The sequence below is a fragment of the Stenotrophomonas sp. Y-13 genome (genome assembly GCF_046267925.1).
Taxonomy (GTDB): Bacteria; Pseudomonadota; Gammaproteobacteria; order Xanthomonadales; family Xanthomonadaceae; genus Stenotrophomonas; species Stenotrophomonas acidaminiphila_A.
Genome location: NZ_CP176501.1, coordinates 2,500,106 through 2,526,121, shown reverse-complemented (window position 1 = coordinate 2,526,121; position 26,016 = coordinate 2,500,106). Strand labels below are relative to the sequence as shown.

Below are 26,016 nucleotides of genomic sequence, written 5' to 3'. Positions count from 1 at the left end.
ATCAGCCCTGCGGGCCTTCGGGCAGGGCCACGGAAATGTCGAGCACGTCGTGCTCGCCGTCCTTGACCAGGTCCACCTTGACCGCGTCGGCGTCGATGTTGACGTACTTCTTGATCACTTCCAGCAGCTCGCGCTGCAGCAGCGGCAGGTAATCCGGGCCGCCGCGGGTGCTGCGCTCCTGCGCGATGATGATCTGCAGGCGGTTCTTGGCGGTTTCGGCCGTGCTCTTCTTCGCCTTGAAGATGTCGAACAGTCCCATCGTCACCCTCCGAACAGCTTGCTGAAGAAGCCCTTCTTCTCCACCGAAATGAAGCGCATCGGGCGCTCCTCGCCCAGGATGCGGCCCACCGCGTCCTCATAGGCCTGGCCGGCCATGGATTCGGTGTCCAGGATCACCGGCTCGCCCTTGTTGGAGGCGTTGAGCACGTCGCCGGACTCGGGGATCACGCCGATCGCCTTGAGCCCCAGCACTTCCTCCACGTCGCCGATGCTGAGCATCTCGCCGCTTTCCACGCGCGCCGGGCTGTAGCGGGTCAGCAGCAGGAAGGCGGGCACGCTCTTGCCGGCCTCGGCGTTGGCGGTCTTGGAGTCGAGCAGGCCGATGATGCGGTCCGAGTCGCGCACCGAGGACACTTCCGGGTTGACCACGACCACGGCGCGGTCGGCGAAGTACATCGCCAGGAACGCGCCCTTCTCGATGCCGGCCGGCGAGTCGCAGATGATGAAGTCGAAGCCGTCGGCGGCCAGGTCCTTGAGCACCTTCTCCACGCCTTCCTTGTTCAGCGCGTCCTTGTCGCGGGTCTGCGAGGCGGCCAGCACGTACAGGTTGTCGAAGCGCTTGTCCTTGATCAGGGCCTGCTTCAGCGTGGCCTCGCCGTGGACGACGTTGACGAAGTCGTACACCACCCGGCGTTCGCAGCCCATGATCAGGTCCAGGTTGCGCAGGCCGACGTCGAAGTCGATGACGGCGACCTTCTTGCCGCGCTGGGCCAGGCCGCACGCGATGCTGGCGCTGGAGGTGGTCTTGCCGACGCCGCCCTTGCCGGAGGTGACTACGATGATTTCAGCCAAAGGATTTCTCCTGAATGTTCCGTGGTGGGCTGCGCGTCAATCCAGCGCAGCGATCATGATCTGGTCCTGCTCCAGCCAGACCTGCACGGCCTTGCCGCGCAGGTTGTCGGGAATATCGTCCAGCACCTTGTAGCGTCCCGCAATCGCGACCAGTTCAGCGTGGAAGTCGCGGCAGAAGATGCGGGCACCGGTATTGCCCTGCGCGCCGGCCAGGGCGCGGCCACGCAGCGTACCGTAGATATGGATGCTGCCGTCGGCGATCACCTCGGCACCGGCGCCCACCGTTGAGAGTACGGTCAGGTCGCAGTTCTCGGCGTACAGCTGCTGGCCCGAACGCACCGCGCCCAGCTGCATGCGCCCGGGTTGCGCGGCCGGTGCCGGTGCCGGTGCCGGTTCGGGCGCGCGTCGGGCCGGAGCGGGCGCCGGGGCCGGTGCCGGCGGGGCGGCATCGGCGCGTTCGTACTGGGCACGGAACTTGGCCAGCAGCGGCAGCCCGAGCTGGACCGAGAGCTGCTCGACTTCGCTGGTGCCATAGGCCAGCGCCACCGGCAGCACGCCGGCATCGCGCAGCCCGTCCAGCAGCGCCTGCGCGCTGGCCCGGTCGGGAACGCGGCTGAGGCCGCCGAAATCGAGGATCACCGCCGCGCGCCCGAACAGCTTGGGCGCGCGCGCCACGCGTTCGCGCATTTCCTGTACCAGCCGCTCCACGTCGAGGGTGCGGATGCGCAGGTTGGCGATGCCCACCTGCCCGATCTTCAGTTCGCCTGCCTGTTCGTAATCCGGATTCACTGCCATCTCAGGTTCCCGTCGGCCGCTGCTGCATGGGCCGGCGTGTGTGGCCCGCCCACGGAACGTCGGGCAGGTTGTCGCCATAGGTTTCCTTCACCCACTCATAGCTGCACAGGTCCTTGAGCAGCATGCTGGCACGCACGTCCACGGCCGGCATCGTGTTCTGCCCGACCTCGCGGAAGCCGAAGCTGCCATGGAACAGCAGCGCGGCGTCGGCGCCGTGGTCCAGGAACACCTCGCAGGCCATCTGCGGGTAGCGCAGCTCGGCGTAGCTCTGCGCGTCGGCATAGAACGCACGGCCCACGCCGCCGCCGCGGCGGCGGCTGGCGACCACGATGCGGTCGATATAGAAGAAGCTGGGGTAGCGCTGCTGGAACCAGGCGAAGTTGCAGCTGTCGTGCTCGGCGCTGCTGCCGTAGCCGACCAGGAAGCCGGCCATGTTGCCGTCGCGCTCGGCGACGCGGAAATACTCGGCGGTTTCGTAGAAGCGGCGGATCTTGGCGGCATCCAGCGGCAGGATGGCCAGGCCGGCGTTGTTGTTCAGTGCCAGGACGGAATCGAGCTCGTGCTCGCGCACGTCGCGGATGACGATCGACATTGTGACTCCGTGGGTGAAGCGGTCGGCCCCGAGTGAGGGGTGGGGGCTGGCCGGCGATTATCGCATGGCCGGCCGGACCGGGCGAGCGCCATCCGGGCATGACTTCCGTGGGAGGGCGCAAAGCCGCCGCGGTCCTTACCATGCACCCATGTTGGGATATCTCAGCCATACCCGCGTCCTGCGCCTGGCCGGCCTGTTCACCTGGGGCCTGGTCAGCCTGCCGCTGCTCTACACCCAGTACGCGCCGGCCGAGGGCGAGCTGCCGCCGAGCCTGGGCGAAGCCACCTGGCTGCTCGCCGCGTACCTGGCGTTCGGCGTGTGCTACTTCTGGCTGACCCGCGGGCTGACCGCCGGTGGCCACACCAGCTGGTACGACCGCCTGGCCCTGCTGGTGCTGACCCTGTCCGGACTGGCGGTGAGCTACCTGAGCGTCACCGGGCTGGGCAGCATCCTGCTGATGGTCGCGGCCGGGGTGATCCCGTGGCTGCTGAGCAAGCGGGTCGGGGTGGTCTGGCTGGTGCTCAGCCAGCTGGCGGTGCTGCCGGTCTACCACCTGATCATGGGGCTGCCGCTGTTCGAGGCGCTGCTGCAGTCGCTGCTGTATGCCGGGTTCTCGATGTTCATCTTCGTGACCAGCCTGGTGGCGCGGCAGCAGACCCAGGCCCGCGAGGAACAGCGCCGGCTCAACGCCGAGCTGCGCGCGACCCGCCTGCTGCTGGCCGAGAGCGCGCGGGTCAACGAGCGCACCCGCATCTCGCGCGAACTGCATGACCTGCTCGGCCACCACCTGACCGCGCTGAGCCTGAACCTGGAAGTGGCCGGCCACATCACCGAGGGCCAGGCGCAGGAACACGTGCGCCAGGCGCACACCCTGGCCAAACTGCTGCTCACCGACGTGCGCGAGGCGGTCAGCCAGCTGCGCGAGAGCGGGGCGATCGACCTGGCCGCGGCGCTGCGGCCGCTGGCCGAGCGGGTACCTTCGCTCGAGATCCACCTGGACATGGACGACCCGCTGAGCGTGGAAGACCCCGAGCGCGCCCACGTGCTGCTGCGCTGCACCCAGGAAGTGATCACCAACGCGGTGCGCCATGCCGGCGCACGCAACCTGTGGATCCGGGTCGAACGCGCCCATGGGCGGATCGTGATCGACGCCCGCGACGATGGCGTCGGTGGCGAGGTGGAGGACATCCTGCCCGGCAACGGGCTGCGCGGCATGCGCGAACGCCTGGCGCAGTATGGCGGCGAACTGGACGTGTCGGCACGGCGCGGCGAAGGCTTCCACCTTCGTGCCTCGCTGCCGGTGGCAACCCATATGATGCTGGCCTCCGGGCCGCAAGGAGTGAACTGATGATCCGTGTCTGTCTGGTCGATGACCAAACCCTGGTACGCCAGGGCATCCGTTCGCTGCTGGCGCTGGACGACGGCATCGAAGTGGTGGCCGAGGCCACCGATGGCCGCCAGGCCGTGGAAATGATCCCGCAGGTGGCGCCGGACGTGGTCCTGATGGACATGCGCATGCCGGTGATGTCCGGGCTGGAGGCGCTGCAGACCCTGTCGCGGCTGGGGCAGCTGCCGCCGGCGATCATCCTGACCACGTTCGACGACGACCAGCTGGTGTTGGCCGGGCTCAAGGCCGGTGCCAAGGGCTACCTGCTCAAGGACGTGACCCTGGAGCAGCTGGTCGGCGCGATCCGCACCGTGGCCGAAGGCGGCTCGCTGGTGCAGCCGGCGGTGACCCAGCGCCTGCTGTCCGGGCTGGAGCACATGCGCAACGAGTTCGTCAGCCTCGACCGGCCCGATCCGCTGACCGACCGCGAGACCGAGATCCTGCGGCTGATGGCCAGCGGCTTTTCCAACAAGGAGATCGCCAATTCACTGGGCGTGGCCGAGGGCACCATCAAGAACCACGTGTCCAACATCCTGAGCAAGCTGGGCGTGCGCGACCGCACCCGGGCGGTGCTCAAGGCGTTCGAGCTGCAACTGGTGTGAGCGGCCACCGCGCCGCGCGCCCGGGCCATACGGCTGCGTCCGGCGGGCGTTGCCGCGGCCGGCGATGCCGGCATGGCGGAATCTGCTTTCGAATGAATCTCATGGAACGACTGGTGCGGAGGCCGCCGGTAGAGGGAAAATAAGCGGCGTCGCACCCCTCGCCAGCCCGGCCCGCGCATGGCATCGTGCAGGGCCCCGGCGGCGGGGTGGCCGCCTTTACGGCCTTCGGCCCGCATGCCTGCACCGGACACGGAAACCGGTGCGCCAAATCCGTCAACAACCTGCGCAAAGCCTGATAGGATGGGGGCTTCGCTTCAATCAACCCGGCCGTGGGATCGGCCCCGGAGACTCCTGAATGACCCGTATTATCGAGTTCCTGATCGCCTTGGGGATCGTGGCTGGCCTCTTCGTCATCATTGGCGTGTGCCTGCCGGGCGAGCGCCACATTTCCGAAAGCATCGAAACCAACCGCAAGATGACGATCGTGTACGACACGGTCAACAGCCTGCGCCGCTTCAAGGACTGGAACCCGCTGGTGCTGCGTGACAAGGGCATCGAGCTGAAGTACAGCGGTCCGGACGCCGGCAAGGGCGCCCGCCTGGAGTATTCGTCCAAGGACAGCGCGCTGGGCCAGGGCAGCTGGGAAATCACCGACACCGAGCAGAACAAGCGCGTGGTGATCGCGATCGAGGACCAGACCAAGGGCAAGGACAAGGTCACCACCTTCACCCTGGAGCCGACCGGCAAGAACGACCGCAACGTCAAGATCACCCAGGACTACTCGGTCAATTACGGGTTCGACCTGTTCGGCCGCTACGCCGGCCTGTACGTCAGCCGCCACATCGGCGACGACCTGAAGCTGGGCCTGTCGCGCATGGCCAACATGCTGGCCTCGGTGCCGAACGTCGATTACCGCGCCGCCGAAGCCCCGCTGACCGACCTGAAGGTCGTGGACGTTCCGGTCGAGGACCTGCTGGTGGTCAACGCCGGCAACATCGACCGCAGCAACGAGAGCATCCGCAAGTCGATCCTGGACAACCAGGAGTGGATCAAGCGCGCGATGGAAGCCAACGGCCTGGAGGCCGCCGGCCCGGTGCGCATCGTGACCACCGATTTCGGCGCCGAGAAGTACGCTTTCGACGTGGCCCAGCCGGTGCGCAAGAAGAGCGCTGCCGCCGCTGCCGGCGACAAGAAGGAAGGCGAGGCCGACAAGGCCGAGGCCGCCCCGGTTGCCGCCACCGGTGGCAAGCTCGACGTCAAGATCCCGTCCGGCAACCCGGTGACCTACGTGCATGCCGACGCGCACCGTTCGGCGTTCGCTTCCTACACCGGCCACATGGCGGGCCTGGACGTGGCGCGCAACGCGCTGCGCGCCTGGGCGACCACTGCCGGCTACGAAGTGACCGACCGTCCGTACGAATCGTGGAAGGGCGGCGTGGACAAGGCGTTCACCACCGACGGCACCTACGACGTGTACTGGTCGGTCAAGTAACCGGCCCGTCGCGGAAGAATGAAGTGATGCACAGAAAACGCGCCGCCCCCAGCGGCGCGTTTTTTGTTGCCTGCTGCCCGGTGGCACGCGGACGCCGGCCCGGGCAGGCGATGCGCCCGGCGTCCGCATGTACATGGCCACGCCGTGGTGGCCGAGCAACCGGGGGAAGATGATGCTGGGACTGGAACGGAGGGTGCGCAGGCCGTCGCTGCTGGCGTTCTGCGGGGCGCTGCTGGCGGCATCGGCGGTGGGCATGTCGGCCTACGCGTCGCATGCGGTGGGCGATCCGCTGGCGCGGTCCCACCTGGAGACGGCGGCCCTGTACGCCTTCGGCCATGGCGCGGTGCTGGCGATACTCGGCCCGGCATCGCTGAACGCCGCCGGGCGTACAGCGCTGTATGTGCTGCTGCTGGGCGTGCTGCTGTTCTCCGGCAGCGTGGCCGGCGGTGCGCTGGGCTGGTGGCCGACGCGCCTGGCGCCGGCCGGCGGCACCGCGCTGATGGCCGGCTGGGTGTTGCTGGCGCTCAGCGCGCTGAGGCGCTAGCCGCGTGCCCCGGCACCCGCGCGGTTTCGACCTCGGGCAGGGGCTGGCGCACCTGCAGCGCCACGACCGGCGCCTGGCGCGCTGGATCCGCCGCGTCGGCCCGCTGGATGCGCCGCCCGGGTGGCGGCGTCCGTTCGATCCGGTCGATGCACTGGCGCGCGCCATCGTGTTCCAGCAGCTCAGCGGCAAGGCGGCCGCGACCATCGTCGGCCGGGTGGAAGCGGCGATCGGCAGCCAGCGCCTGCACGCCGCGACACTGGCGCGCATCGACGACGCCGGGCTGCGCGCCTGCGGCGTATCGGGCAACAAGGCACTGGCGCTGCGCGACCTGGCGCGGCGCGAGCTGGCCGGGGACATCCCCTCGACCCGGCAGATGGCGTGGATGCACCACGAGGCCATCGTCGAGGCGCTGCTGCCGATCCGCGGCATCGGCCGCTGGACGGTGGAGATGATGCTGATGTTCCGGCTCGGCCGGCCGGACATCCTGCCGGTGGACGACCTGGGCGTCCGCAAGGGTGCGCAGCGGGTCGATGGCGGGGCGGGGCTGCCCACGCCGCGGGAGCTGCAGGCCCGTGGCCAGTGCTGGGGGCCGTACCGCACCCTGGCCAGCCTGTACCTGTGGCGGATCGCCGACATGGCCGACGGCGGCGCGGACACCAACCGCTCGCAGGACTGAGCACCGCATCAGCGCTGTCGTCCGCTGGGTGCGCCGGTGCGGTGCATGCCAAGGCGGCCGGACGCTGCCGGGGCGGGTCGCCGTACGCCGAGGGCCGACCTCGTGCAGGCGCCGCGGGTGGCCGGGGCTGCGCGTGCGCCAGCGGCCGCCGCTGGCGGGTTCAGCCCGTGGGGCCGCTGAAGCACCAGTGCCAGGGTTCGTAGACGATGCCGTGCGGGTTGCCGCGCGGGTAGCTCATGTGGAAGCCGAACTCCCCGGCATGCGCCTGCAGCCAGGCGAAGGCCGCGGTGTGCTCGAACGATTCTTCCGCCGGCGGCTCGCCGGGCGTGCCGATGTCCAGTGCGTTGCCGCCGTGGTGCTCGCTGTAGCCCGGCGCCGCGTTGACGGTGAGGATCTCCGCCACGCGCAGGCCGCGGGCGAGCTTGCGTTCGAAGATGCCCAGCTGGTAGTCGTGGCTGCGGTAGCCGGAGATCGCATCCAGCGCGACGCCATCGACCGCAGCGGCCGCGCGCAGCCGCTGCCACGCGCGCGCGGCGCCGCGGCTCAGCCACAGCGCGCGCCGGTAGCGGTCCAGGCCGGCGAAATGCAGCCAGGCCGGCTCCGCCACCAGCGGCAGGCCGCTGCCGGCGGCATAGCGCTGGTCCAGGCCCAGGCGCTGCAGGCGTTGGTTGAGGCGATCCAGCGGCAGCGACGCCTGCGCGGGCGGACCGCCGCGCGGCAGCGGGGTTTCCAGGCACTGCAGCGCCGCGTCGATGCCCGGCTCGCGGGCCAGGCGTTCGACCATCGGCATCAGTCCTTCCGGCAGCTGCGCGGCCAGGTAGCGTCCGTCGCGCTTGCGCCGCAGCACCGTGCGTGCGCGGGACAGCAGCCGTGCATCGTGGTTGCTGCGCGCGCGCAGCAGGCCGCCGGGCCACAGTTCGATATCCGGGGTATTGAGCAGCAGGCGGGGAGCGGTGCGCATGGCGTTAGCTTGGGCCATCGCCGCGGAGCTGTCGATTGCCGGCGCTGGCGCATGCAGGCGTGCCCGCGGCGATGCGCGCTGGCCGCTTCTACGCCGCGCCGTCGCCGGCGCGCTGCTTCAGTGCGTCGAGCAGGGCACGTGGCTGCTCGGGCGAAAGCAGCAACTGCGCGCCATCGCGCAGCGGCAGCACCAGGACGCGGCTGGGGTCGGTGATCAGGCAGAACGCCTTGCTGCCATTGCCCATGCGGTAGTGGCCGGAGCGAAAGCCGGGCAGGCTGTAGCCGTTGGTCTTGAGCGCCGGTTTCAAGGCGCGGTGTTCGCCCAGGTCGACGATGCGCGCGCGCTCCAGCTGCAGCGAGCCGATGGCCACGGTCCGGGTATAGAACGTGGAGCGGACCACCAGGCCGCCGGCGTCGAGCGTGATGCGCTTGCGCAGGTAGGCCAGGCTCACCGCCACGCCGGTCAGCGACACCAGCACCGGACCCAGCCAGGCGCGTGGGCTCGCCAGTGCCGCCACGCCCTTGTCGCCGGCCAGGAACGCCAGCGGCAGCCCGATCGCCGCCAGCAGGATGGCCCACAGGATCAGCAGCGGCATGCCGCCCTGTGGCGCGAGCGGATAGTCCTTCGGCAGGGGTGTCGCAGTCGACATTTCGCGGGTTCCTGTTCCGGTGGTCATGGGCCGCGGGTGTCCGGTGCCGGCATCATCACGCCGGCATCGGCACACCGCGGTGTCATTCCTGCGCCTGTACCCAGCGCACGATGTCCTGGATCAGCGTGGCATCGACGTGGCCGGGCTTGCTGTATTCGTCCAGCGTGCCCTTGCCTTCGCCGGCGATGCCCAGGTGGTTGAGCGCGGGGTACAGGTGGAAGCGGTAGCGCGGCCCCTGCAGTCCCTGTTTCCAGCGCTGCCAGTCGGCATCGACCACCTGGAAGTCGCGGCCGCCCTGCAGCAACAGCACCGGGAGCTGGCTGGCGCGCGCATCGGCCACCGGGTCGATCCGTTCGAGCTGCTGCCAGTAGTGGCCGGGCAGCTCCAGCAGCTTCGCCGCGGGGTCGCGGCGCACCTTGGCGATGGCCGCGTCCAGGGCGTCCAGGTGCGCCTGTTCTTCGGCACTGACGCTGCCGTCGAGATGGGCCAGGTAGCGGTTCTGTTCGCCCAGCAGGTCGAGGATCGGGCGCGCCGGTGCCGCCAGCAGGATCAGTCCGGCCACCTTGCCCTGGCTCCTGGCGGCGATGCGGCCGGCCAGCAGGCCGCCCTGGCTGTGGCCGAGCACGTGGATGCGGTCGTGGGCGATGGCGGCATTGCCGGCCAGCGCGGCGACGGCGGCGACGGCGTCGTCGGTGGTTTCGTCATCGATGCCGAACGTGCCGCTGAAATCCTGCGGCCGCGCCCGGGTGCGCTTGTCGTAGCGCAGCGAGGCGATGCCGTGTGCGGCCAGGCCGCGGGCGATGTCCAGGAACGGGCGGTTGCCGCGGATGGTCTCGTCGCGGTCCTGCGGGCCGGAGCCATGCACCAGCACCACGGCGGGGAACGGGCCCTTGCCCCGCGGCAGGGTCAGCGTGCCCGGCAGTCCGGGCTTGCCCGACGCCAGCGCCGGCAGGGTGATGGCCTGTTCGCTGAAGGACGCATCCGCGGCCGGCGGCGGTGGCGGGGGCGGCGGGGGCTGCACCAGGAAGCCGGCGATGCGGTCGTCGCCGTCCAGCACCACGCGCGCCAGCACGTTGTCGCGTGCGTAGGCCAGCGGGATGGCCACGATGCGGAAGCCGTCGGCCTCGCTGACGGTCGCTTCGCCGCGCGCACCCGCCGCGCCCAGCAGCACGGGCAGCGACTCCCACATGGCCTTGAGCTTGTGCGCAGGAACCGCGGCCTTCATCTGCGGCGAGAACGTGGCCTCGGCCGCGGCGTACTGGCCGGCGTCGAGCTGGTCGAGCAGCCGCGTGGCGAGCGCGGCGGGGGAATCGGCGGCCGCCGCACCGGCCGCGATCACGACCGCGGTCGCCATGCCGGCGATCCATGCCTGCAGTCGCTTCATCTCAGACTTCCTTCTTGAAGATCAGGGTGGGCGAGGAGATGGTGGGCGTGGCGTGTACCACGTTGACCAGTTCCCAGCCGAGCCGGCCATGCCGGTCCAGCTCTTCCTGCAGCGTCTCCATCTTGAAGTCGCCGAGCATGCCGGTCTTCACTTTGACGACGAGATACTTCCATTGCGTACTCATGGTTCTTCCTCGGTGGATTCGTTCCTGGGGGTGGGCAGCCGCCCGGCCTTGCGCAGCGCATCGCGTATCACGTACTCGATCTGCGCGTTGAGGCTGCGCAGCTCGTCGTCGGCCCAGCGCTGCGCCGCCGCCAGCACGTCGGCGTTGATGCGCAGCGGATAGGCCTTTTTCTCGCTCACCGGCGTCCCGTCCCCACCGGTGCGCGGCGCAGGTGCAGGACCAGCGCCACGCCCAGCGCGTTGACCACCACCACCAGCGCGATCACCACCGCATAGGTGGCCATGCGGTTGCCGGCGGCCAGGTACAGGCCGGTGGCGCCCAGGAACAGGCTCAGCGCGATCAGCGCCCAGCGCAGCCCGAGGCCGCGCGCGTGGCGGCTGCCATCGCGGCTGCTCCAGGCGGCGATGCCCAGGGCGGGCAGGCCGGTGAGGGCGACGATCAGCGCGGCGAGCAGGTCATTCATCGGACGGCCTCAGTACAGCGAACCGGTGTTGACCACCGGCTGGGTGCCGCGGTCCGAGCACAGCACGGTGAGCAGGTTGCCGACCATCTGCGCCTTGCGTTCCTCGTCCAGCGAGACCAGGCCGCTCTTCTGCAGCTCGGCCAGGGCCATCTCGACCATGCCCACCGCGCCGGCGACGATCCGCTGACGCGCGGCGATCACCGCGTTGGCCTGCTGCCGCTGCAGCATCGCCTGGGCGATCTCGGGGGCATAGGCCAGGTGGCTGATGCGCGCGTCGAGCACCTGCACCCCGGCATCGGCCAGACGCTCGGCCAGCTCGTCCTTCAGGTGCTGGGAGATCTCGCTGGCGTGGCTGCGCAGCGACAGCTGGCCGTCCTCGTGCTGGTCGTAGGGGTAGCTGGTGGCCATCGCGCGCAGCGCCGACTCGGACTGGATGTGCACGAAGCTCTCGTAGTCGTCGACGTTGTAGACCGCCTCGGAGGCGTCCACCACCTGCCACACGATCACCGCGGCGATCTCGATCGGCGAGCCGTCCAGTTCGTTGACCTTGAGCTTGCCGCTCTCGAAGTTGCGCACGCGCTGGCTGACCTTCTTCTTGGTGAAGAACGGGTTGTTCCAGCGCAGGCCGTTGTCCTTGACCGTGCCCACGTACTTGCCGAACAGGCTCACCACCGCGGCCTGGTTGGGCTGGACCATGTACAGGCCGCAGCTCAGGAACAGGCCCACGACCAGCAGCACCAGGCCAGCGGCCACCAGCAGGCCGGCGCCGCCGGCCCCGGACTTGGCCAGGACCACCGCGTAGACCAGCGCGGCGGCGCCGGCCAGCATCAACAGCAGCGAGCCCAGCAGGCTGGGAATGCCGGGCAGGGAACCGAGGGCTTTCTCTTTCATGGCGCGTCTTCCGTGGTGGTTACGATGAAAGATATCAAATTGATATCAACATGCAAGAGGGGCCGGTTGCCCGCCCGCGGCTAGAATGTGCGCCCCCGTTGCCCTCCGGATCCGCCCGATGACCTCGCTTGGTACCCCGCTGTCGCCTTCCGCCACCCGTGTGCTGCTGCTCGGTTCGGGCGAACTGGGCAAGGAAGTGGCGATCGAACTGCAGCGCTTCGGCGTGGAAGTGATCGCCGTGGACCGCTATGCCGATGCCCCGGCGATGCAGGTTGCGCACCGCAGCCATGTCATCGACATGCTCGATCCGCAGGCGCTGCGCGCGGTGATCGCGCGCGAACAGCCGCACCTGGTGGTGCCCGAGATCGAGGCCATCCACACCCAGACCCTGGTGGAGCTGGAGGCCGCGCAGGGCCTGCGCGTGGTTCCCACCGCGCGCGCGGCGCGCCTGACCATGGACCGCGAGGGCATCCGCCGGCTGGCGGCCGAAACCCTGGGCCTGCCGACGTCGCCGTACCGCTTCGTCGACACCGAGGCCGAGTACCGCGCCGCGGTAGAGGCCATCGGCCTGCCGTGCGTGGTCAAGCCGGTGATGTCGTCGTCGGGCAAGGGCCAGAGCACGCTGCGCAGCGCGGCCGACATCGGCCCGGCCTGGGAGTACGCGCAGACCGGTGGCCGCGCCGGCGCCGGGCGCTGCATCGTCGAGGGTTTCATCGATTTCGACTACGAGATCACCCTGCTTGCCGTGCGCCACGCCGGCGGCACCGCGTTCTGCGCGCCGATCGGCCACCTGCAGCGCGACGGCGACTACCGCGAAAGCTGGCAGCCGCAGGCGATGTCGGCCGCGGCGCTGGCGCGTGCGCAGGCGGTGGCGCGTGCGATCACCGACGACCTCGGCGGCTGGGGCGTGTTCGGCGTGGAGCTGTTCGTGAAGGGTGACGAGGTATGGTTCAGCGAGGTCAGCCCGCGCCCGCATGACACCGGGCTGGTGACGCTGGCATCGCAGGCGCTGAGCGAGTTCGCGCTGCATGCGCGGGCGATCCTCGGGCTGCCGGTCGATGCCGGCGAGGGCGGGTTGATCCGCCACTATGGGCCGGCGGCGTCACGCGCGCTGCTGGCGCAGGGCAACGGCGTGCCGTTCTTCAGCAACGTGGCCGACGCGCTGGCGCACCCGGATTCGGCGCTGCGCCTGTTCGGCAAGCCGGTGGTGCAGGGCCAGCGCCGGGTCGGCGTCACCCTGGCCCGTGCCGCGGACGTGGACCAGGCCCGCGCCATCGCCCGCGACGCGGCCGCGGCCATCGCCATCGAGCTGCGCTGACCGGCCGCTCGGCATGACAGAAAAACGCCGGCGGTCGCCGGCGTTTTTTTCTTCAGTCGCTGCTGCCGTCGGGCAGGCTCAGCGCACGTCCACCCATACCAGGTGGTGGTCGCTGCCGTCGGCGATCGCCGCCTCCGCGGTGCCGGCCGCCGGCCAGAACACGCCGCCGTCGACGTAGCTGAAGCCGGTCGAGGGCAGCACGTAATCCAGCCGCATCGTGCCCGAGCGCGGGCCGAAATCACCGGTGGCATGCTGCGGCGCGCCGCGGCGCATGATGCCCTTCTCCGCATAGGCCAGGCTGGTCTGCTCGCCGCCGGCGCTGGCCGGGGTCGGGTAGCGCAGCACCCGCGGGTGTTCAAGCAGCTCGACGATGGCGTCGTGACGGCCGTCGCCATCCACCGGATCGTTGTTGAGGTCGCCGACGATCACGAAGCGCGCGTCCGCGGCCAGCCCGCCGCAGCGGCCCTGGTCGTCGCACAGCCACGGCGCGTCGCCGCCGTCCAGGTAGTCCTTCCACAGCCGCAGTTCGTCATGGTTGCGCGCGGCGTTGCGCTTTTCCCGGCCATCGAACACCGGCGGGGTCGGGTGCGCGGCCAGCACGTGCACCGTGCCCAGCGGGGTGCGCACCGGCACGTCCCAGTGCGACTTGGACGAAAGCCGCAGCTGCGACCAGACCGCGTCGTTCCAGAACGGCTTGCCGGTATCCGGGTCGATCGGGCGGATCGCGCCGGGCAGGGCGCTCCACTTCAACAGCTGGAAGCTGCGCACGGCCGCGGTGTCGATCGGGTACTTCGACAGCACCAGCATGCCGTACTGGCCCGGATGCAGGCCGTAGCCCCAGGCATCGTTGCCGCGCTCGCGGCCCTTGCCGCCGACGCTGCCGTTGTTGTCCAGGTCCAGGCCGCTGGGCACCCCGGTGTTGACCGGTGCCAGGTAGCGGTAGGGATAACGCAACGGGTCGCCGCCACCGGCCTGCGCGGTTTCCAGATAGCGCTGCTGGAACAGGTCCGCGGCGCGATGGGCCTCGTCGAAATCGAACTCGTTGAGCAGCACCAGGTCGGGACGGACCCGCTGCAGCACCGCGGCGATCTTGCGCGCATGCGCGCTGTCGCCTTCCAGTTCACGGATCAGGCCGCCGGCATCGTCCGAATACAGCGAGGTGTTGTAGGTCGCCAGCCGCAGCTGGGGCGTGGCCGGTGCTGCCGGCGCGGTGGCCGGGGCGGTGCTGGTGCAGGCGGCGCAGAGCATCGTCAGGGCCAGGAGCAGGGTGTGTTTGTTCATGGCCGCATTCTCGCACCCGGGCGATGAAGGTGGGATGGCAGCGTATGGGCCTAAGCGACCGGCGCGGCACCGGTGTCCATGTCGAGCCAGCGGCGGCCGTCGAAGCACTCCAGCGGCCGGTAGCGGCGCTTGTAGTCCATCTTGCGGTGGCCGTCGATCCAGTACCCCAGGTACAGGTGGGGAGCGCGGCAGCGGCGCGCCCAGTCGATCTGCTGCAGGATCGCGTAGGTGCCCAGGCCGCGTGCGCGCTGGTCCGGATCGAAGAACGTGTACACCGCCGACAGCCCCAGCGGGGTGACGTCGGTGACGGCCACCGCCAGCAGCGGGCCGCGCTGCCCGGCGGCGCCCGGGGCGCGGATCTCCAGGAAGCGCCCATGCGACCAGCCGCCGATCAGGAACTGGTCGAACTCGTGCGGACCATGGTCGTCCATGCCGCCGCGGGCATGGCGCGCGGCCAGGTAGCGCCGGTACAGCGCGAACTGCTCGTCGGTGCGTGCGGCCGGCAGCACCCGGCATTCGAGGTCGTGGTTGCGCGCCAGGCAGCGGCGCTGGCTGCGGTCGGGCGCGAAGCGGTCCACCGGTACCCGCACCGGCACGCAGGCGCGGCATTGCTGGCAGTGTGGCCGGTAGACCAGGTCGCCGGAGCGGCGGAAGCCCCAGCCCAGCGCCATCGGGTAGAGCTCGCCCAGCCGGCTGTCCTGCGGGTCGAGCACCAGGTCGCGCGCGCGCCGCTCGGGAAAGTAGCCGCAGGGGTGTTCGCCGGTCTGGAACAGGCGCAGTTCTTCGTGGGAGTCGCCATGCAGGGCCATGGCCACAGCATAGCGGCCGGCGGTCTCAGTACGCGCGTCCGGCGCGGGCTGTCTGCGCCGTGAACACCGCCGGTATCGGCGTCAACGCAGGCGTCCGGCGCGCGTTGATTGCCATGAGGACGCAGCCATGCGCCCGATCTTCCACCACCGGAGCCAGACCATGACCCACCGCAACCCCCTGATCCTGCTGGCCGTACTGCTGGCCGCTTCCGCCACCGGCGCCACCCTGGCCGCCACCGCGCCCACGCAGAAGCCGGCGCCGGCACGCATGGATGCCAACGGCGACGGCGCGATCGACCGCCAGGAAGCCGCGGCGCACCCGCGGCTGGCGCAGCGCTTCGACGCACGGGACACGAACAAGGACGGCAGGCTGTCGCGCGATGAGATGCCGCGCTGGCACGCCCGTGGCGGCGACGGCCACCGCGGCATGGGCCGCCACCATCGCGGCCCGGGAGGCAAGGGGATGCTGCGGATGATGGACAGCGACCACGATGGCCGCGTCAGCGCCGCCGAGTACCAGGCCTTCTTCCAGCGCATGGACGTCAACAAGGACGGCTTCATCGACCAGGCCGACCGCGAGGCGCGCGCCAAGCAGCGCCGCGAGGAATGGTTCCGCAATGCCGATACAGACAAGGACGGCAAGTTGAGCCCTGCCGAGCTGGAGGCTGCCCGTGCCCGGATGGGCACGCGCGGTCCGCAGCCGATGCCGGCACCCGCGGCGAAGTAAGCCAGTCCCGATGAAACAGCGCCCCGCCATCGTGCGGGGCGCTGCTTTTCGCGCCCGCCGCATTGGCCGCGGGCGCGGCGGGTCAGCGGGTGAGCAGGACGTACAGCACCGAAGCGACCACCAGCACGCTGGATACCGCCACCGCGCTGCGGCCGAACAGGCTGTTGTACAGGCGGGTGGGGCCGCTGCGGCCATGGCGGGCGGCGTCGCGGGCCAGCATCGGGCCCATGATCCGCGGCAGCGTGACCAGGTACTGGTAGTTGATCGCGCACATGCCCACCAGCAGCGATGCCAGCGACACCACCAGCCCCAGGTGCAGCAGCACCACCAGCAGCGTGCTCCCGCAGAACAGGGCGGCGGTGGCGGTGTGCAGGCGCATGAAGCGCTGTACCTGTGCGCGCTCGGCGGCCGATTCGGCGTAGTGCAGCAGGTACAACCCGCCCAGCCAGGCGGCCGCGGTGCCGCCGAGGGTGGCGCCCAGGGCCAGGCCGAAGTGGAAGCCATCGGCCATCAGCGTGTTGGCCAGCATGCCGACGGAACCGCCCGCCGCACCGCCACCCACGGCGCTGGCGCCCATGCCGCCGGCGCCGAGTTTGCCCGCGCCGGCCAGGCCGGCGCTGCTGCCGATCACCACCGCGCTGGCGGTGCCGGGCGCGGCCACCATCAGCAGCGAGCACAGGGTGGCGGCGAACGCGGTGCCCGGCGCGCTGGCGCGCGCGAACTCGCCGAAGCGGCGCAGCATTTGCTCGCGCACGGTGGCGCGCGCGCGCGACAGGCGCTTGCGCACCGCCGCGTCGCTCAAGCCCAGCAGCGCGGCGACCTGCTGCGAGCTCTGGCCCTCGCGATAGAACAGCAGCAACGCCTCGCGGCTGTCCTCGGGCAGGGCGGAGATGATCTCTTCGGCAGCCAGTTCCTCCTCCACCCGCGCCATGGCTTCGGCGGCGCCGGGGGCGGGGTCGGCCGCCATGCCGATGGCGATCTCGGCGGCTTCGCCGCTGAGCGGGCGGTTGCGGTTGGCACGCAGCCAGTCGCGGGCGAGGTTGCGGGTGATCTGCCGCAGCCAGGGCAGGAAGCTGGACGGATTGCTGAGCTGGTTGAGCTGCTGCCAGGCCTTGATGAAGGCCTCCTGGGCGATGTCCTCGCTGGCCTGTACGTCGCGGGTCATGGCCAGGGCGATGGCGGTCACCGTGTTCTGGCAGGCCACCACGATGCGTCCATAGGACTGGGTGCAGCCGCCGCGGGCGGCGGGCAGTTCGTGGTGCAGCAGGGATTCGAGCGTGGCAGCGGTCATGGGCGGCTCCCGGTGGTCTGCATTACCGGACGGAGCCCGCCGGCCGATGTGACTGCCCGCCTGCCGGTCAGGGCTTCGGTGGCGGTGCCGGTGCGGCTGGTGCTGGGGCCGGGGCCGGGGCCGGGGCCGGTTGGCTGGGCTGGATGCGTACCCGGAAGCCGTCCGCGTTGTCCTGGCCGGGGGCCGGTTGCACCTGCGGCGCCGGTGCGGACACCGGTGCGGCCGGCGGTGCGGCGCGGTGGCGCAGCATGACCACCAGCGCGACGGCGGCGATCACCAGCAGCAGCGCGATGCGGATGCGCCAGGCCCAGCTGCGGCTGCCGGACGCCGCCGGCGGGTCGCGGAATGCGTACTCGGCGACCGGGTGGTCGCGGCGGGTGGTGTCGAGCAGGCGTGCGTCGCGCAGGATCTCGCGGGCGCGCGGCTGGTCGTCGGCGCGTACCACCCAGACGGTGGGCAACTGGCTGTCGTCCTTCTTGTCCAGATAGCTGAACTGGCCGCGGCGCCTGCTCTGGTACGAGCGGCCGTTGGTGATGCGGACCTCGATGCCGGCCTCGCGCAGCAGGGCGGCCACGCCTTCGGCGTTTTCCACGCGCTGGCTGGTGAAGATCTTGCGCATGCTTACTCCCCGCCGCCTTCGCCGGCCGCCGGCGCGACCCGGATCAGGCCTTCCTGCGCGGTGCTGGCCACCAGCACGCCGTCGCGGGTGAAGAACTGGCCGCGGGCCAGACCGCGTGAGTCCTGCGCGCTGGGGCTGTCCAGCGAATACAGCAGCCAGTCGTCCACGCGGAACGGGCGGTGGAACCACAGCGCGTGGTCGAGCGAGGCCATCTGCACGTGCGGCTGGTAGTAGCTGATGCCGTGCGGGAAGGTCGCGGTGCCCAGCAGGTGGAAATCCGAGGCATAGGCCAGCAGCGCCTGGTGCAGTTCCGGCGCATCGCCGACGCGCTCGTTCAGGCGCATCCACACCTGGTGGTAGGGCGGGCGCTTGGGCGGATGCAGTTCATCGCGCGGGTAGACGTGGCGGAACTCGAACGGGCCGCCGCGCGAGAGCCAGCGCTGCACCTTCACCGGCAGTCGTTCGAGCACCTCCGGCGGCAGCGGGCGGTTGGGCTCGATGTCTTCCGGCTGCGGGACCTCGGGCATCTTGTGCTGGTGCTCGGCGCCGCGTTCGGCCTGCTGGAACGACGCCGCGCAGAAGAAGATCACCTTGCCGTGCTGGATCGCGGTGACCCGGCGCACCGAGAAGCTGCCGCCGTCGCGGGTGCGGTCGACGTCGTAGATGATCGGGTGGTCGATGTTGCCGGCGCGCAGGAAATAGGCGTGCAGCGAATGCACGTGACGGCCGTTGTCGATGGTGGCCTGGGCGGCGGCCAGCGCCTGCCCCAGCACCTGCCCGCCGAACACGTACTTGGTGCCGATGTCGCGGCTCTGGCCCCGGAACAGGTTGTCCTCGAGCCGCTCCAGCGACAGCAGGTCGATCAGTTCGGGTACCACGGGGTCGGCGTTGGCGGACAAGAGGGCGGGCCTGGGGTTCGACAGGCCGCCATTTTGGAGCAGAAACGCGTGCAGAGGAACGAGAGCCGGGTGAAAGCGGCGGCAGCGTGCCGTGCCTCTCTCCGTTTCTGGTTCCTCGCCACCCCGTTCCTAGCTTTTGCCCAGCCTGGCCGCCAGGGCCTGCAGCGCGGCCTGGGCGTCGGCCGAATACCAGGCCTCGACGAAGCGCTCCAGCTGGATGTGCTGCGGCTGCATCGCCTCGTGCAGGTCGGCGCGGGCAATGGCGCGGGTCTGCAGCATCGGCTGCCGCGGCAGCGTCAGCTGCGCCTGCAGCCACGCCAGCGCGCGCGCGACCACGGCGTCGGCGCCGTCGGCCAGTTCGTCCACCAGCCCGATCTCCAGCGCGCGCTCGGTGCTGACCAGTTGCCCGCCCGCCAGCAGCACCCCGGCCCGGTGCGCACCGACCACGCGCCGCATCAGCCGCTGGATGCCTTCCGGCGCGACCAGCCCCACCTGCACTTCGTTCAGGCCGATCAGGTACGGCTTGGCCGGATCGACGCTGCGCGCCATCACCCGGTAATCGCAGCACAGCGCCAACACGCAGCCGCCGGCCGGGGAGTGCCCGGTCAATGCGGCCACCACCGGGATGCGGCTATCGGCCAGCGTGCGCGCGGCGCCGAAGAACGCCTGCCAGCTGTCCATCAGCCGCTGCCGGTCTTCGCCATGGCGCAGCAGGTACGGCACGTCCATGCCACCGGTGAAGACGCGCTCGCCGCCGGACAGCACCACGCCCTGCACGTCCTCGGCCATGGCCTGGTTCATCGCCGCGATCAGCGCGCGGCACAGCTCGGTATCCAGCGCGTTGACCGGCGGCCGTGCCAGCCGCAGTTCGCGCACGGGGCCGTGGTTGATCGTGTCGATAAGCGTTGTCATGCTGCGGCCTCGAATTACGGCAGGGAGTCGAGGGTCCGATGATAACCAAACCATTCGCGTGCGTACTGTTGGGCATGGCCGGCTTCGCCGCCAGTGCGCTGGCGCAGGCCGCGCCGTCGTCGTGCGTGCGCCTGGATGGCGGCTGGATCCGTTTCCCGGCGATGGCGCACATGGCCGGTGGCTTCGGTCGCATCGACAACACCTGCAAGGCCGACGTGGCGGTGACCGCGGTGCGCAGCCCGGCGTTCAAGGACGTGTCCGTGCATGAAACCACGCTGGTCGATGGGGTCAGCCGCATGCGCGCGATCGAGCGCCTGCCGCTGGCGGCGGGCAAGGGCGTCGAGCTCAAGCCCGGCGGGCTGCATCTGATGCTGATGGATGGCAGCGGCCCGCTGCAGGAAGGCCAGCGCGTGCCGGTGTCGCTGGTGCTGTCCGACGGTACCGAAGTGCACGGCGAGCTGGTGGTGCGCAGGCCCTGAGATGGAAGCCGGGGTGTGCCGCCAAGGCCACGCCCGCCGGCGCGGTGCTCAGCTTCCCGCCTGCGCCGGCGGGCGCCCGGAGATCACCGCCTGGATCCAGTCGGCGTAGTGGCTCGCACGCACGTTGCACGCGGTCTGGCCGTAACGGCCCGGCCGCGCGGTGCGCACGTCGCCTGCCATCACCTTCCATGACCCGAGGCCGGCCAGGCGCCATTGGCCGCCGTCCTCGATGAGCAGCGGGCCTCCGCTGTCCCCGTTTCCCAGCATGCCTTCCAGGGGCAGGGCGGCGGGCGGTTCGTCGAACACATAGCAGAGCCAGCGGTCATAGGCACTGGTGACGATATTGAACGCGCGGCGCAGCTCGGTGCGGTTGGGGCCGGCGGGATCGTGCCCCGTGGCGCCGGTGCCGGTGGCGCCCATTCCCACGATCGCGATGGTCCGGCCAGGCTCGTCGCCGCGCGGGTAGAGCGCGACAGGCGCCACGCCCGCCACCGGTTGCCTGAGTTCGATCAGCGCGATGTCGTCGGAGGTGGCGAGGAAAGCCACGATCAGCATCGCCTCGCCGCTGGCCATGGCCTGGTCGACCAGTGCCTGCGGCAGCGTCCGGTAGCCCGGATGGACGACGACACGCGCGACCTCGCGCGGCCGCCCGTCGACCACGACCTGGCCGAGCGGCAAATGGGCCGGGAGGGTATGCGCCGCGGTCACCACCCAACGCGGCGCGATCAGCACGCCATGGCCCTCGCCGGGCATGTCGACCAGCGCCGGGAAGGCTGAGGCGGGCATGCGGTACTTCGCATCGTCGACGTCGTGCCGGATCACGACGGCGCCGGCAGCCAGGGGAACGGTGAGAAGCAGCAGGAGCCAGGCGAATCGGCGCATGGGCGGTTCCGGAGTGGGCGGCGATGGAATGTCCAGGGAGGTACCGTCCCGTTCCGCGGATGCGGCCGGCCATATCCCCGGAATAAGTCCCCGTCATCGTATTCGCTCGCGCGCTCCTGCGCGCACGCCGCGGATTGGGTGGATTTCCGGGCAAAGGACAGGAGCGGCTTGTTGCAGCCATCACGCGGTAAAATGCGCCTATTCCCACTTCCACGCCCGTCATGACCGTCCGCACCCGCTTCGCCCCCAGTCCCACCGGCTACCTGCACATCGGTGGCGCCCGCACCGCGCTGTACTGCTGGCTGGAGGCCCGCCACCGCGGCGGCGAATTCGTGCTGCGCATCGAGGACACCGACCGCGAGCGCAGTACCCAGGCGGCGATCGACGCCATCCTGGAAGCGATGGACTGGCTGGGCCTGGACTACGACGAAGGCCCGGTCTACCAGACCGACCGCGTCGCCCGCTACAGGGAAGTGGCCGAGCAGCTGATCGCCGCCGGCAAGGCCTACTACGCCTACGAGACCCGCGAGGAGCTCGATGCCATGCGCGAGGCCGCGATGGCCCGGCAGGAAAAGCCGCGCTACAACGGCGCCGCGCGCGACCTGGGCCTGCCGTTCAAGGACGACCCGAACCGGGTGATCCGCTTCAGGAACCCGCTCGACGGCGTGGTCGCCTTCGACGACCTGATCAAGGGCCGCATCGAGATCGCCAACAGCGAACTGGACGACATGGTGATCTTCCGTCCCGACGGTTACCCCACCTACAACTTCGCGGTGGTGGTGGACGACTGGGACATGGGCATCACCGAGGTCATCCGCGGCGACGACCACATCAACAACACCCCGCGCCAGATCAACCTGTACGAGGCCATCGGTGCGCCGGTGCCGAAGTTCGGGCACATGCCGATGATCCTGGACGAGCAGGGCGCCAAGCTGTCCAAGCGCACCGGCGCGGCGGACGTGATGCAGTACCGGGACGCCGGCTACCTGCCCGACGCGCTGCTGAGCTACCTGGCACGGCTGGGCTGGTCGCACGGCGACCAGGAACTGTTCAGCCGCCAGGAGCTGATCGACCTGTTCGACGTGAAGAACTGCAACTCCAAGGCCTCGCGCCTGGACATGGCCAAGCTCGGCTGGGTCAACCAGCACTTCCTCAAGACCGAGGCGCCGGAGCGCATCGCGCCGCACCTGGTCTACCAGCTGGAAAAGCTGGGCCTGGACCTGGCCGCCGGCCCGGCGCCGGTGGACGTGGTCATCGCCCTGCGCGAGCGCGTGCAGACGCTGAAGGAAATGGCCGAGAAGGCGGTGGTCTGGTACCAGCCGCTGACCGAATACGACGAGGCGGCCGTGGCCAAGCACTTCAAGCCCGGTGCCGAGCTGGCGCTGGGCAAGGCGCGCGCGCTGCTGGCGGCGCTGCCGCAGTGGACCGCGGAGAGCGTGGGCGTGGCCCTGCACGACACCGCCGCCGCGCTGGAGATCGGCATGGGCAAGGTCGCCCAGCCGCTGCGCGTGGCCATCACCGGCACCCAGGTCAGCCCGGACATCTCGCACACGGTGTACCTGGCCGGCCGCGACGAAGCCTTGAAACGCATCGACGCCGCACTCATCAAGGTCCCGAAGGGTTGATCCCGCCGAGGCTGACATGACCGGACACGAGCACAGCTGCACCGCCCCCCACCACCATGTCGACGACGCGGCGGATTTCGTCGCCGTGGTCGAACGGGTGTGCCGCGAGCGCGGGCTGCGGCTCACGCCGATCCGCGCCAACGTGCTGCGGCTGATCGCCGAAGCCGGCAAGCCGGTCAAGGCCTACGAACTGCTGGACTGGGTGCGCGAGGGCAAGGGCGTGGGCGCCGATGCCCCGCCCACCGTGTACCGCGCGCTGGATTTCCTGATGGCCAACGGCTTCGTGCACAAGCTGTCGTCGGTCAATTCCTTCGTCGCCTGCCACCACCCCAGCAGCAACCAGCACTCGGTGCCGTTCCTGATCTGCGACCGCTGCCACAGCGCGGTCGAGCTGGAGGACCGGGACATCGTGCGCCAGCTCGAGAACCGCGCCCGCGAACTGGGTTTCAAGCCGCAGGCACAGACCCTGGAAGTACACGGGTTGTGCGCCAACTGCGCCGGTTGAATCCCGCCAGCTGTTGATTACTGGAAAGGCCGCACACCGTGCGGCCTTTGCTTTTCAGCAGCTGGGCGCGGCGGTGCGATCGCCGTCTGCAACGTGGTCCTGCCCCCCAATGCCAAGCACGTCTTCCAAGGCGTACTCCAAGAGTTGTCGCAGTCGATCCTTGAGAATCGGGGACATAGCCTCGCTCGCCGCTTGGATCTGGTTTCTGACCTCAATAGCCCACGGTCGTTCGTCTAGTAGATCGCGGTCGATCCGACCATGCTCGTATCGAGCCTTGAGCGCAATCATCGCGCCCCGCTGGCCGCGGGGATGCAGCCCGAGGAAAACAGCAACAAACCTAGCAGGATCTAGCGACGCCAAGACAGGTATGTCATAGAACTTGTTGTCCTCGTGGTTCGTCAGGCAGACCCGACGCAGGAACAAGCTCGGATCGTCCCGCATGTTCGCCAGCAGTTCTTCGGCGATCTCAGGCCTGCGGTCAGCCGCTGTCGCACGACGCCTCTCGTTCAAATAGTCGCGCAGTTGGCGGTACTCGACCGATTCAGCCTCGTGGATTCCCAGCCCACCATAGCCACTGCCCCCCAAATCCAAATAGTCCCCGTGCGGATCGATAGGCTCGAGCACGCCGCGTGCATACAAGTCATCCATATAGGCCATGCCATCAGCAAGCACTTGTTCGCGGTTCCCGGGGATAGCTCCGATCTTCGACAACCAGAGTCGGAGTCCGAACACATGCAGCAGCTCACCAGGGACCGTGTACTCGCGCGCCGCGTATGTGCGTTCCATTTCTGCCAAAGCGCGATTGATTTCGTCTTCCGTCCGTTCGTGGGAATGCCAAACCGTACGCCAAGCCGGCTCCTGCTCAAGCGTCACGAAAAACGAGCTTTCATCGAGTTCGCTGCGTATCCTCGTTTGGTCGATAACTCCCTTGACGATTACGGCGACCAGCGTTTGGTCTGACAATAGATCCGTATCCAGCCGGATCGTCGGATACCGCTTATCGACTTCGACGATCTTCGGCGCCTCGCTGCCCTCGTCGCGCCGCATGAAGGCCGTTAGAAGATTGGTCTGGCGTTCCTCTATGTCCTTCGAGGATAGCCGCCCGGCTTTCACTTCGAATGAAAGCGCGAACAGCAATCCCAACAGCTCGGTCATAGCGTCGTGGTTCGCCCGATGCTTCTCGTCCAGTAGAAGGTAGAGACGTTCGAAGTCCCAGATCGTCTGGTGCAGCACTCTCAAATTGTTCAGTTCGGATTGGTGGTAGATCTCAGCAATGACCGAAGACTGGGACGCTACGAAGTCCTTCGCGTCTCGGTTCTTGATCGAAGCAAAGAACGCCTCGAGCGCTTCCTCAAAGGCCGACTGGATGTCGAATGCTTTCCCTACTAGCTTCTCGCGAATGCGCTGGTACGCCTCGTCTCTGATTTCGGCTTCGTTCGCGATAATGATGACTTTGTAGCCCTCTTGCTCGACGAACACATTGATGTAGCCCATAACCGTGTTGATGGGCATCTCGCAGCGTTCCAAGTCATCAAATATGTAGAGGTCGGATTTTGATCTGGCGATAAAGTCTCTTGCCTTGAGGTCCAGTTCAACATTGAAGTACTTGCCGACTGACTTTAGTGCGCGACCGCCGATGTCGACGCCCTTATGCTTCAGGACGGGATACATGGATTGCAGGATCGCATCATCGATTTCGTCGACGGATCTGAGGCCATAAAGGCTAACGTAGATGTACCGCGTCGTTTCGCCGAGCGACTCGATGAAGCGCTTGATGACGAAGGTCTTTCCTATTCCCCACGGACCGTTTAGCAGTACCGCGAACATTGACGGTGTTGAGAAGGACAGGTAGTAACGCAGGTAGTCCTTTACGTGCTGGTTGCGGTCCGATACATCGGGACGCGCCAAGATCCGGCTTGGCGGCAGAGGCTCGGTGTCGTTGGTGGTGAGCCTCTTGGGCTTCGTCAGATTTCGCCGAATCCAGTCAATCATTGTTCTTCCCTTTTGCAATCGACCGTCCCCCGCTTCATGCGTGGAGCTGAGTCGCATTCGATTTGTACGGAAGGTTCGAGTGAGCCGTCCGCATTCGCACGCTGCCACCTACACAATTCCCCATGGTGGAACAGCGTTACGGGCGTAAACGCCCGCCATGTTTTACTTAACTAAGGCAGAGGGCAACGGCCGTTTCTGGCCGATAGCGGTGGCGGGGTAAGAGTCAGGCGATATCCGGGGCAACCTGTGTGCTTGGTGCTGTCGCCCGACCCGTTGGGCGGGGTGCCCAGTTCTTTGGCGGAGGTGCCCGATTCGATGGCTGCAGGAGACGCAGCGGCGGATCGGCTCTGCTCTGCACGGCGCGGCACCGATCGGCACGGCTGGGGAGAGAGGGGGGGCGGCCTGCTTGGGCTCTGCCCACCGACCGCTACGCCTAGCCAACGTCTGACATCTTCGACATCGCTCGCCGGGGCGCACAAGGCAGTCATTGCGTTCAATTTCAGAACAATCGACCAAAACCAGGTCCAAACCGAACGAAAATAGCTCGCGCGCGACCAGAAAACGGTCGGCATCGATCGAAAAATGCTCCTCGCGGTCGACCGAAAAATGGTCGCCGTCCTCCGGAAGTCGCTCGTGCATGAGCAAAAACGCTCGCCGTCGACCGGAAACCGCTCGTCGATGACCGTAGATCGCTCGTTGTCAGCGGTTAGCTGGGCGCCGCCGGGCACCTACCGCTCCTCCGCGCCCGCCCACCGGCCGGGGCAATGACCGGCCAGCAATTGCAGCTTCCGCCGGCGAAACACGGCGATCCGCCCGTCCGGCGTTGTCCCTCCCGCCGCCGGGCAGCAACAGCTCTTCCGCGCTCGCCACTGACCGGAGCAATGATCGGCCGGCGCTTGCTGAGGCAATGAGAGGCCAGCGCTCACTGCTTCCCCGGGCCGATGCTTGCCGCTCTCGCAGGCCTGACCGGGCAATTGCGCCCGGAA

The 26,016-nt window shown here is 69.0% G+C and carries 29 protein-coding genes; 10 read left to right on the top strand and 19 right to left on the bottom strand.

The window, feature by feature from the left end:
* Position 1: 1 nt before the first annotated feature.
* From minE to ACJ7VY_RS11505, 4 genes are read right to left on the bottom strand one after another with little or no spacing between them, the layout of a single operon-like run.
* Positions 2 to 259, bottom strand: coding sequence for a cell division topological specificity factor MinE (gene minE / locus ACJ7VY_RS11520; RefSeq protein WP_104939267.1), 258 nt, complete (start codon positions 257 to 259; stop codon positions 2 to 4).
* A gap of 2 nt (positions 260 to 261) precedes the next feature.
* A complete protein-coding gene (gene minD / locus ACJ7VY_RS11515; protein WP_409475646.1) occupies positions 262 to 1,071 on the bottom strand; it encodes a septum site-determining protein MinD in 810 nt (269 codons plus the stop codon).
* Between the two features lie 36 nt (positions 1,072 to 1,107).
* Positions 1,108 to 1,866, bottom strand: a complete 759-nt coding sequence (minC, locus tag ACJ7VY_RS11510) for a septum site-determining protein MinC (RefSeq protein WP_240212118.1) — start codon at positions 1,864 to 1,866, stop codon at positions 1,108 to 1,110.
* A gap of 1 nt (position 1,867) precedes the next feature.
* Positions 1,868 to 2,458, bottom strand: coding sequence for a GNAT family N-acetyltransferase (locus ACJ7VY_RS11505; protein ID WP_161613460.1), 591 nt, complete (start codon positions 2,456 to 2,458; stop codon positions 1,868 to 1,870).
* Between the two features lie 148 nt (positions 2,459 to 2,606).
* On the opposite strand from ACJ7VY_RS11505, the gene ACJ7VY_RS11500 reads away from it, so the two are divergent.
* The 5 genes from ACJ7VY_RS11500 to ACJ7VY_RS11480 all read left to right on the top strand — a co-directional run bounded on the left by ACJ7VY_RS11500 (position 2,607) and on the right by ACJ7VY_RS11480 (position 7,159).
* A complete protein-coding gene (locus ACJ7VY_RS11500; RefSeq protein WP_161613459.1) occupies positions 2,607 to 3,806 on the top strand; it encodes a sensor histidine kinase in 1,200 nt (399 codons plus the stop codon).
* Positions 3,806 to 4,447, top strand: a complete 642-nt coding sequence (locus ACJ7VY_RS11495) for a response regulator (RefSeq protein WP_054666964.1) — start codon at positions 3,806 to 3,808, stop codon at positions 4,445 to 4,447. Before ACJ7VY_RS11500 ends, ACJ7VY_RS11495 begins: the two co-directional genes overlap by 1 nt.
* A 355-nt stretch (positions 4,448 to 4,802) precedes the next feature.
* Entirely contained in the window at positions 4,803 to 5,939 is a 1,137-nt protein-coding gene (locus tag ACJ7VY_RS11490; RefSeq protein WP_293756594.1) for an SRPBCC family protein, read from the top strand.
* 172 nt (positions 5,940 to 6,111) lie between these two features.
* Positions 6,112 to 6,483 (top strand): DUF423 domain-containing protein, encoded by a 372-nt coding sequence (locus tag ACJ7VY_RS11485; protein WP_161613545.1) that lies wholly within the window; start codon positions 6,112 to 6,114, stop codon positions 6,481 to 6,483.
* 4 nt (positions 6,484 to 6,487) lie between these two features.
* Complete coding sequence (locus ACJ7VY_RS11480) at positions 6,488 to 7,159, top strand: DNA-3-methyladenine glycosylase (protein WP_312346129.1); 672 nt, start codon at positions 6,488 to 6,490, stop codon at positions 7,157 to 7,159.
* 160 nt (positions 7,160 to 7,319) lie between these two features.
* On the opposite strand, the gene ACJ7VY_RS11475 is transcribed toward ACJ7VY_RS11480, so the two are convergent.
* The 7 genes from ACJ7VY_RS11475 to ACJ7VY_RS11445 form a co-directional block, all read right to left on the bottom strand.
* The gene (locus tag ACJ7VY_RS11475) at positions 7,320 to 8,120 is read right to left on the bottom strand and encodes a M15 family metallopeptidase (RefSeq protein WP_409475645.1); all 801 of its coding nucleotides are present in this window, start codon (positions 8,118 to 8,120) and stop codon (positions 7,320 to 7,322) included.
* A gap of 88 nt (positions 8,121 to 8,208) precedes the next feature.
* Positions 8,209 to 8,769 (bottom strand): PH domain-containing protein, encoded by a 561-nt coding sequence (locus tag ACJ7VY_RS11470; protein WP_240212115.1) that lies wholly within the window; start codon positions 8,767 to 8,769, stop codon positions 8,209 to 8,211.
* Between the two features lie 82 nt (positions 8,770 to 8,851).
* On the bottom strand, positions 8,852 to 10,153 hold the full coding sequence (locus ACJ7VY_RS11465; RefSeq protein ID WP_409475644.1) for an alpha/beta fold hydrolase: 1,302 nt from the start codon (positions 10,151 to 10,153) through the stop codon (positions 8,852 to 8,854).
* 1 nt (position 10,154) lies between these two features.
* A complete protein-coding gene (locus ACJ7VY_RS11460; RefSeq protein ID WP_054666950.1) occupies positions 10,155 to 10,337 on the bottom strand; it encodes a DUF4177 domain-containing protein in 183 nt (60 codons plus the stop codon).
* On the bottom strand, positions 10,334 to 10,516 hold the full coding sequence (locus ACJ7VY_RS11455) for a hypothetical protein (protein WP_054666948.1): 183 nt from the start codon (positions 10,514 to 10,516) through the stop codon (positions 10,334 to 10,336). Before ACJ7VY_RS11455 ends, ACJ7VY_RS11460 begins: the two co-directional genes overlap by 4 nt.
* Complete coding sequence (locus tag ACJ7VY_RS11450) at positions 10,513 to 10,800, bottom strand: hypothetical protein (protein ID WP_054666946.1); 288 nt, start codon at positions 10,798 to 10,800, stop codon at positions 10,513 to 10,515. Before ACJ7VY_RS11450 ends, ACJ7VY_RS11455 begins: the two co-directional genes overlap by 4 nt.
* A gap of 9 nt (positions 10,801 to 10,809) precedes the next feature.
* Positions 10,810 to 11,691, bottom strand: a complete 882-nt coding sequence (locus ACJ7VY_RS11445) for an SPFH domain-containing protein (protein WP_293756581.1) — start codon at positions 11,689 to 11,691, stop codon at positions 10,810 to 10,812.
* Positions 11,692 to 11,809: 118 nt separating this feature from the next.
* On the opposite strand from ACJ7VY_RS11445, the gene purT reads away from it, so the two are divergent.
* Complete coding sequence (gene purT, locus ACJ7VY_RS11440; RefSeq protein WP_409475643.1) at positions 11,810 to 13,009, top strand: formate-dependent phosphoribosylglycinamide formyltransferase; 1,200 nt, start codon at positions 11,810 to 11,812, stop codon at positions 13,007 to 13,009.
* A 78-nt stretch (positions 13,010 to 13,087) separates the two neighbouring features.
* Here the strand turns inward: purT and ACJ7VY_RS11435 are convergent, their stop codons facing one another.
* Complete coding sequence (locus ACJ7VY_RS11435; protein ID WP_409475642.1) at positions 13,088 to 14,290, bottom strand: endonuclease/exonuclease/phosphatase family protein; 1,203 nt, start codon at positions 14,288 to 14,290, stop codon at positions 13,088 to 13,090.
* A 50-nt stretch (positions 14,291 to 14,340) separates the two neighbouring features.
* Positions 14,341 to 15,099 (bottom strand): arginyltransferase, encoded by a 759-nt coding sequence (locus ACJ7VY_RS11430; protein WP_104939256.1) that lies wholly within the window; start codon positions 15,097 to 15,099, stop codon positions 14,341 to 14,343.
* A 160-nt stretch (positions 15,100 to 15,259) separates the two neighbouring features.
* Between ACJ7VY_RS11430 and ACJ7VY_RS11425 the strand changes: the two genes are divergently transcribed.
* A complete protein-coding gene (locus ACJ7VY_RS11425) occupies positions 15,260 to 15,826 on the top strand; it encodes an EF-hand domain-containing protein (protein ID WP_240212110.1) in 567 nt (188 codons plus the stop codon).
* Positions 15,827 to 15,908: 82 nt separating this feature from the next.
* Here ACJ7VY_RS11425 and ACJ7VY_RS11420 read toward each other — a convergent pair whose 3' ends face one another.
* From ACJ7VY_RS11420 to ACJ7VY_RS11405, 4 genes are all read right to left on the bottom strand, one after another.
* Positions 15,909 to 17,117 carry an RNA polymerase sigma factor gene (locus ACJ7VY_RS11420; protein WP_240212109.1) on the bottom strand — a complete coding sequence of 403 codons (1,209 nt, stop codon included), beginning with the start codon at positions 17,115 to 17,117 and terminating at the stop codon, positions 15,909 to 15,911.
* A 67-nt stretch (positions 17,118 to 17,184) separates the two neighbouring features.
* Positions 17,185 to 17,736: a putative signal transducing protein gene (locus tag ACJ7VY_RS11415; RefSeq protein WP_409475641.1), complete on the bottom strand. Its 552-nt coding sequence runs from the start codon at positions 17,734 to 17,736 to the stop codon at positions 17,185 to 17,187.
* Positions 17,737 to 17,738: 2 nt separating this feature from the next.
* Positions 17,739 to 18,635 (bottom strand): acyl-CoA thioesterase II, encoded by an 897-nt coding sequence (gene tesB / locus ACJ7VY_RS11410; RefSeq protein WP_104939254.1) that lies wholly within the window; start codon positions 18,633 to 18,635, stop codon positions 17,739 to 17,741.
* Between the two features lie 129 nt (positions 18,636 to 18,764).
* Positions 18,765 to 19,547: an enoyl-CoA hydratase/isomerase family protein gene (locus tag ACJ7VY_RS11405; protein WP_409475640.1), complete on the bottom strand. Its 783-nt coding sequence runs from the start codon at positions 19,545 to 19,547 to the stop codon at positions 18,765 to 18,767.
* A gap of 38 nt (positions 19,548 to 19,585) precedes the next feature.
* Between ACJ7VY_RS11405 and ACJ7VY_RS11400 the strand changes: the two genes are divergently transcribed.
* Positions 19,586 to 20,026, top strand: a complete 441-nt coding sequence (locus ACJ7VY_RS11400; RefSeq protein ID WP_104939252.1) for a copper chaperone PCu(A)C — start codon at positions 19,586 to 19,588, stop codon at positions 20,024 to 20,026.
* A 48-nt stretch (positions 20,027 to 20,074) separates the two neighbouring features.
* Here the strand turns inward: ACJ7VY_RS11400 and ACJ7VY_RS11395 are convergent, their stop codons facing one another.
* Positions 20,075 to 20,908, bottom strand: a complete 834-nt coding sequence (locus tag ACJ7VY_RS11395; protein ID WP_409475639.1) for a S1 family peptidase — start codon at positions 20,906 to 20,908, stop codon at positions 20,075 to 20,077.
* A gap of 221 nt (positions 20,909 to 21,129) precedes the next feature.
* Here ACJ7VY_RS11395 and gltX point away from each other — a divergent pair, with 221 nt between their 5' ends.
* A complete protein-coding gene (gene gltX, locus ACJ7VY_RS11390) occupies positions 21,130 to 22,533 on the top strand; it encodes a glutamate--tRNA ligase (protein WP_409475638.1) in 1,404 nt (467 codons plus the stop codon).
* Positions 22,534 to 22,549: 16 nt separating this feature from the next.
* Positions 22,550 to 23,038 carry a transcriptional repressor gene (locus ACJ7VY_RS11385; RefSeq protein ID WP_409475637.1) on the top strand — a complete coding sequence of 163 codons (489 nt, stop codon included), beginning with the start codon at positions 22,550 to 22,552 and terminating at the stop codon, positions 23,036 to 23,038.
* A 54-nt stretch (positions 23,039 to 23,092) separates the two neighbouring features.
* On the opposite strand, the gene ACJ7VY_RS11380 is transcribed toward ACJ7VY_RS11385, so the two are convergent.
* The gene (locus ACJ7VY_RS11380) at positions 23,093 to 25,030 is read right to left on the bottom strand and encodes a P-loop NTPase fold protein (RefSeq protein WP_313253606.1); all 1,938 of its coding nucleotides are present in this window, start codon (positions 25,028 to 25,030) and stop codon (positions 23,093 to 23,095) included.
* Between the last annotated feature and the right edge of the window lie 986 nt (positions 25,031 to 26,016).